Source organism: Rhodococcus sp. ARP2, assembly GCF_001029585.1.
Lineage (GTDB): Bacteria > Actinomycetota > Actinomycetes > Mycobacteriales > Mycobacteriaceae > Rhodococcus_F > Rhodococcus_F erythropolis.
In genome coordinates this window covers 1-6,710 of sequence record NZ_LEKE01000063.1, presented here as the reverse complement: position 1 = coordinate 6,710, position 6,710 = coordinate 1, and the positions used below count along the sequence as shown (strand labels likewise).

The following is a 6,710-nucleotide window of genomic DNA, read 5'->3' as shown; positions in this document are numbered from 1 at the left end:
ACGTGTGGTCGTCCGTGCCCTACAGAGGGCGTCATGTCCGAACTGCACCACTCTCGAAGTACGCCCGAAGAAGGGCGGGAGAGCTAGTCCTGCTCGAACCTGCGTTTGAATCGATCTTCCATCCGCGACGAGAATCCGCCGCCGGACTTGCGGCCGCGTCCCCGCCCGGATCCACCGGCACTACCCCTACCCGGCGGACCGGAGGGATGATTGCCACCTTCGGAAGCGGGTTCGGCTGCTGCTGCGGACTTGCGTCCACCACCCCAGAGGAACAAGACCCCTGCGCCGAACATGAACAAGAAACCGAACAGGCTGATGATCGGAAAACCGCCCGGCTTGAGCGGGAGGGCAACCCCCGCGATCAGCAGGACCAGACCCAGCACGAATAGAGCCGCTGCTTGGAACCGCCGTCTACTCGACGGCGCCCGCATACGGCCGCCCCTCACATTGGAGGCGAACTTGGGGTCTTCGGCATAGAGAGCGCTCTCGATCTGATCGAGCATGCGCTGCTCGTGCTCGGAGAGTGGCACGGTACCTCCCCCGGCACTGGAAGTTTGGCAACCACCCCACGGTGTGGGGCGGCGGGTAATCAAGTTGCACGATTACCTGTTTTCATAATACGAGCAGTTTAGGTCTCGGACCACCAACTCCGGGTACGAGTTCCGCCACAAGCGTACGTATTCGTGCCGAAGGGCCCCGATTCGGCTCCATTTGCCTGTGCGGACCAGGAAATTCCCCGGAAACAACTGCCAACACGGACCATTTGTTCACGACGCTCGCAAATGCTCGGACGCGTCCTGACCGATGAAATCTTCGACCGCCGTGAGAAAACGACCGACCTCGGCGAAGAATGCATCGGAATCGGAGTCCGTGATCACGATCGACACACCGGTTTCCACGGCCGCACGCGCAGCGGACCACCCCGCGAAGAACTTCGACCACGCTCCGAACGCGGGCGCTGCGGCGTCCATCAGAACCCACGCGTTTCCGCTTCGCTTGCGCTTCGATCCGGCACCGGCAGGAGCGGCGGCCAACACTGCCCCGGCACCACGTAGTGCTGCCAGATAGGCACACCGGAACCGGTCGGCAGGATCGCCCGCCCCAATCGCTTCCTCGAGAAGCGCATCCGCCTTCCGGAGGAGCCCCCACGCCACACCGGACTTTCCCACTTGCGCAGTGCGGTGGCTGGCGTCCGTCGCACCGAAGGACCGCCTCGCCGATATCGGCAATCGCGAGATAGCGGCATCCGACGGGCTCGACAACCCGGCCGGAAGAGTTCGTTGGCACTTCACACGATCAGGCTTTACATGCTCGGACATCGGGGCACCTCCTGCACCGTAAGGATCCAAGGCCAGGTGGGCCGGAGATGCCCGCTTCCCTTCGGGCATCTCCGGATCACCCACATCGAACATCTGTTCGACCTATTCAATATAACTGCACCCACCGACACGCCGTCAAGAGAAGAGGTGAGACCGGTCGACCCGCAGATCGCCTGGACACCACATACGGTCGACCTCGATCGTGAAGAATTCGCGAGTCGACTCCACGAGGCACTGGCCGTGTACGTCACTGCGATGGACTATCCGCGAGGAACCGAGTTCCATCGCGCACCGATGTGGCAGGAGCACGCGAACCGGCCTGGCTGGAAAGCCGTCGGCGCATTGGCGGTTCCCCAGCAACCGTCACACGAAAATCTGCCGCTGGTGGGGATCGCTTACGGGTATCGCGGGAGCCCGGACCAGTGGTGGCATCAACAGGTACTGCACGGGCTTCGGCGCTCGGGTCGCCCTCAGAGCGAGATCGACGCGATTCTGAGCGACTACTTCGAACTCACCGAACTCCACGTGCATCCGAACGGTCAAGGTCACCGATTGGGCGAATCGCTCTTGCGCCACCTCCTCGTCGATCGAACCGAACGCAGCGTTCTGTTGTCGACACCTGAGGTGTTCGACGAGGACAACCGAGCCTGGCGGCTGTACCGCCGTCTCGGCTTTCGCGACGTGCTCCGCAGATTTCGTTTTGCCGGCGACAACCGGCCATTTGCGGTCCTCGGCCGTGGACTGCCGCTGTGAGCGCATTTCTCGACGCCGTCGTCGTCGGTTCCGGACACAACGCGCTCGTTTCGGCCGCGTATCTCGCACGCGAGGGTTGGTCGGTCGAGGTTCTCGAGAAGGACACGGTTCTCGGCGGTGCCGTCTCGACCGTCGAGCGATTTCCCGGATACAAGGTGGACCGGGGGTCGTCTGCACACCTCATGATCCGACACAGCGGCATCATCGAGGAACTCGGACTCGGCGCGCACGGCCTTCGCTACATCGACTGTGACCCGTGGGCGTTCGCTCCGCCCGCCCCTGGCACCGACGGGCCGGGCATCGTGTTTCATCGCGACCTCGATGCAACCTGCCGGTCCATCGAACGAGCTTGCGGGACAAAGGACGCCGACGCGTACCGGCGGTTCGTCGCGGTCTGGTCGGAGCGCAGCCGACACGTGATGAAGGCATTTTCCACACCGCCCACCGGATCGAACCTGATCGGTGCGTTCGGAGGACTGGCCACAGCGCGCGGCAACAGCGAACTGTCGCGGCAGTTCCTCGCGCCGGGCGACGCACTGCTGGACGAGTATTTCGACAGTGAGGCACTCAAGGCAGCGTTGGCGTGGTTCGGCGCCCAGTCCGGGCCTCCGATGTCGGAACCGGGAACCGCTCCGATGGTCGGCTTCGCGGCCCTCATGCACGTCCTGCCGCCCGGGCGAGCAGTCGGAGGGAGCGGCGCACTGAGTGCTGCGTTGGCATCCCGGATGGCTGTCGACGGCGCCACCGTCGCGCTCGGTGACGGCGTGACGTCGATCCGCCGGAACTCTGATCACTGGACCGTCACAACCGAGAGCGGTCGAGAAGTTCACGCTCGCAAGGTAATCGCGGGTTGCCACATCCTCACGACACTCGATCTCCTGGGCAACGGAGGCTTCGACCGAACCACGCTCGATCACTGGCGGCGGAAGATCAGGGTCGGCCCCGGCATCGGCGCTGTATTGCGACTGGCGACATCTGCGCTCCCCTCCTACCGCGGCGACGCCACGACACGGGAAAGTACCTCGGGATTGCAATTACTCGTTTCCGATCGCGCCCACTTGCGCACTGCACACGGCGCAGCACTGGCGGGGGAACTGCCTCCTCGCCCTGCGGTTCTCGGAATGAGTTTCAGCGGAATCGATCCCACGATCGCCCCGGCCGGGCGGCATCAGGTGACACTGTGGTCGCAGTGGCAGCCGTATCGTCTCAGCGGACATCGCGATTGGGCGTCGGTCGCCGAGGCCGAGGCCGACCGGATCGTCGGCGAGATGGAGGCTTTTGCACCCGGATTCGCCGATTCCGTCCTCGACCGCTTCATTCAGACTCCCCGCGACATCGAGTCGGAATTGGGGATGATCGGCGGAAATGTCATGCACGTCGAGATGTCACTCGATCAGATGATGTTGTGGCGACCGCTTCCCGAACTGTCCGGCCATCGCGTTCCGGGAGCAGACGGGTTGTATCTGACCGGAGCATCGACGCATCCCGGTGGTGGTGTGTCCGGAGCCAGTGGTCGCAGTGCGGCTCGAATCGCACTGTCCGACAGCCGCCGGGGTAAAGCGAGTCAGTGGCTGCGTCGTTCGAGCAGGTCGTGAAGGTCACCCGCCGAACTTCACCCGCCGACACGCCCCCGCCTCGATGACTGGCTACGCCACGGCTGGCACGATGACCACTGTGCAACAGTCCACCGATCCCGCCGCCAAGCCGACCAGTCGGAAACGTTTCCTGACGGTTGCCGCGCTCGCCCTCATGCTTGTTCCCTTGCTTGCCGGGTGCATCCGCGTGCAGGTGTCGATGGGAGTGTCCGCGAACGATCGTGTGACCGGACAGGTGGTAGCTGCCGCTATTCCGGCGAACGAGGCGGACAAGGGTCCGCAGCTGACCCCGCCTTCCTCGCTGGAGGACAAGATACGGGTTCAGGAATACAAGAAGGACGGATACGTCGGCAGCCAGGCGTTCTTCAGCGACTTGTCCTTCGGTGACGTCGCCCAACTGGGCTCGATGTATGCCGAGGGATCCGGGTCGTTCCAGATCACCCTCAAGCGATCCGGGGACACCGTCACGCTCGACGGCAAGGCAGACCTGAAGACGGTTCCGACTCAGGGCGCCGACGTCCAGGTCAGCATCGCCTTCCCGGCACGGGTCGGCACGACCAACGGAACACGAGACGGCGATTCCCGGGTGTCGTGGACTTTGCCCGCCGGCGAGGTGTCGACAATGCGTGCCGAGGTCAACTACGCGGACCCCAGCACCCGAAGCTTCGCCGGCTGGGCAGGAATCATGGCCGGGCTGGCGCTCGGTGTCGCGATTATCGTCGGTGCAATGGCCTGGATGGCGCGCAATCGAGCACCGATCAAGCGCGCGCCCGCCGCGAAAGCACCGGCCATGAAGACGCCTGTCACGAAATCACCTGTCAGCAGGCAAGCTGACAACAGGAATCCGAAAAACACCACGAAGTAGCGCCTGACGATTGCCCACGCGATCGGTGTCGAGCGGGGCAACCGGAGATCAGACGGCTTGTGCTGTCCCGACAGAGGTGTCGGGGGTGAGACCGAGTCGCTCGAGGACCTCACTGGTGGCGCGTGCGAAGTTCAACGTGATGAAGTGCAGGCACGGAGCGCCTTCGGCGATCAACCGCTCACCCATCTCGGTGGCCAGATCGATGCCGAGTTCGCGGACCGCTGCACGGTTCTCGTCCGGACCGCTTCCGGCCGCGGCGTCGAATCGACGCTCGAGAGCAGGGGGCAATGACGAGCCCGAGAGCTCGAGCATGCGCCGCACCGAGCGCAGCGACGTTACCGGCATGATCTCCGGGATGATCGGCTTGGCGCCCTGTTCTGCGTCGTATGCACTCACCCGGTCACGGAGACGGAGGTAGTCCTCCACGTCGAAAAACATCTGCGTGATCGAGTACTCGGCGCCGGCACGCAACTTCGACACCAGGTACTTCGTGTCGTACGCCAAGTCCGGAGCGCGGTAATGCCCCTCGGGGAACGACGCGACGCCGACGTGGAAGTCGCCCAGGTCACGGACCATCCGCACGAGTTCCTCGGCGTACTCGACGCCTTCGGGATGCTTCTTCCACTCGCCGAGCGGATCGCCGGGCGGATCGCCGCGCAACACGAGGATGTTGCTGATGCCACGGTCGGCGTATGCACCGACCATGGCGCGAAGTTCTTCGGTGCTGTGCGAGACGGCAGTCAGGTGAGCAACCGGCAGCAGGGTCGTCTCCTCGGCCAGTTCGCCGGTGACGCGCACCGTACGATCGCGCGTCGAGCCACCTGCGCCGTAAGTCATCGAGACGAACGCCGGTCCGAGCCGCTCGAAGGTACGCACCGCACGCCACAGGCGCGCTTCGGCGTCAGCGTCGCGCGGCGGCGAAAACTCGACCGAGAACGGAATACGGCTACCTGTCGAGGAAGCGATCCGATCGACGATCGACGGTGTTCGGGTGGCCCACCCCTCGCTGGAGCGGCCCCTGACTGGATCGAATGTCACCGGTCAAGCATATGTTTTCCAGCTGCAAACAAGCTCATCGCCCAGGACCGCGTATCCCGAATGTCAGGATCACGCAGTTCACGGCCCGAACCCCCGTTGATTCCAACCCCCACTAAGCTGGGCCTCAAGCTCGCTTCCGTGTAACCCTCCGGCGCGAGAACATACCGATCTTGGAGGCCACCCTGTCCGCAGGAACCGCGCGCGTTGGACAGAGTTCGACCAACACCGCACCGCATCCGACCTCACTCGAACTGCCAGGCATGTTCGAAGGAGCGCTCCGCGACTTCTTCGATTCACGCCGCGAACTCGTCTCGAACATCGGCGGTGGATACGAGAAAGCCGTCAGCACCCTCGAAGCCTTCGTCCTGCGCGGAGGAAAGCGCGTCCGGCCCTCGTTCGCCTGGACGGGATGGCTCGGCGCCGGAGGCGACCCGAACGGGAGCGACGCGGAGGCGGTGATTCGTGCATGCGCGGCCCTCGAACTGGTGCAGGCCTGCGCGCTCGTCCACGACGACATCATCGACGCATCAACGACCAGGCGCGGCTTCCCGACCGTTCACGTCGAATTCGAGGACCAGCACCGAGGCGAGGAGTGGAGCGGCGACTCCGCGCACTTCGGCGAGGCCGTCGCCATTCTTCTCGGCGACCTGGCCTTGGCCTGGGCTGACGACATGATCCGAGAATCCGGGATCAGCCCCGACGCGGCCGCACGAGTGAGCCCGGTCTGGTCGGCAATGCGCACCGAGGTGCTCGGTGGCCAATTCCTCGACATCAGCAACGAAGCCCGCGGAGACGAGACCGTCGAGGCAGCCATGCGGGTCAACCGTTACAAAACCGCCGCGTACACGATCGAACGCCCACTGCACCTCGGCGCCGCACTGTTCGGTGCAGACGCCGAGTTGATCGATGCCTACCGGACGTTCGGCACCGACATCGGGATTGCCTTCCAACTTCGCGACGACCTGCTCGGTGTCTTCGGAGATCCGTCCGTCACGGGCAAACCGTCGGGCGACGATCTCATCGCCGGTAAGCGGACTGTCCTGTTCGCGATGGCGCTTGCCCGCGCCGACGCCGCAGATCCGGCGGCAGCAGAACTGCTCCGCAACGGAATCGGCACCCAGTTGACCGACAACGAAGTCG

7 protein-coding genes are annotated in these 6,710 nt (G+C 64.3%); 4 read left to right on the top strand and 3 right to left on the bottom strand.

The features are described from left to right. Positions 1-83: 83 nt before the first annotated feature. Positions 84-530: a DUF3040 domain-containing protein gene (locus ABX74_RS18375; RefSeq protein WP_019748880.1), complete on the bottom strand. Its 447-nt coding sequence runs from the start codon at positions 528-530 to the stop codon at positions 84-86. A 237-nt stretch (positions 531-767) separates the two neighbouring features. Then, positions 768-1,319 carry an SAV_6107 family HEPN domain-containing protein gene (locus ABX74_RS18370; RefSeq protein ID WP_223257957.1) on the bottom strand — a complete coding sequence of 184 codons (552 nt, stop codon included), beginning with the start codon at positions 1,317-1,319 and terminating at the stop codon, positions 768-770. A 147-nt stretch (positions 1,320-1,466) separates the two neighbouring features. Here ABX74_RS18370 and ABX74_RS18365 point away from each other — a divergent pair, with 147 nt between their 5' ends. From ABX74_RS18365 to ABX74_RS18355, 3 genes are all read left to right on the top strand, one after another. Next, positions 1,467-2,072 (top strand): GNAT family N-acetyltransferase, encoded by a 606-nt coding sequence (locus ABX74_RS18365; protein ID WP_029255555.1) that lies wholly within the window; start codon positions 1,467-1,469, stop codon positions 2,070-2,072. Continuing rightward, complete coding sequence (locus ABX74_RS18360; protein WP_047889402.1) at positions 2,069-3,667, top strand: phytoene desaturase family protein; 1,599 nt, start codon at positions 2,069-2,071, stop codon at positions 3,665-3,667. The genes ABX74_RS18365 and ABX74_RS18360 overlap by 4 nt, the downstream gene beginning before the upstream one ends. A gap of 70 nt (positions 3,668-3,737) precedes the next feature. Next, positions 3,738-4,532 carry an LppM family (lipo)protein gene (locus tag ABX74_RS18355; protein WP_153210984.1) on the top strand — a complete coding sequence of 265 codons (795 nt, stop codon included), beginning with the start codon at positions 3,738-3,740 and terminating at the stop codon, positions 4,530-4,532. 48 nt (positions 4,533-4,580) lie between these two features. Here the strand turns inward: ABX74_RS18355 and ABX74_RS18350 are convergent, their stop codons facing one another. Beyond that, entirely contained in the window at positions 4,581-5,570 is a 990-nt protein-coding gene (locus ABX74_RS18350) for a methylenetetrahydrofolate reductase (RefSeq protein ID WP_003941803.1), read from the bottom strand. A 170-nt stretch (positions 5,571-5,740) separates the two neighbouring features. Here ABX74_RS18350 and ABX74_RS18345 point away from each other — a divergent pair. Continuing rightward, positions 5,741-6,710 (top strand): polyprenyl synthetase family protein (locus ABX74_RS18345; RefSeq protein WP_082148527.1); only part of this gene is annotated, 970 nt, incomplete at its 3' end.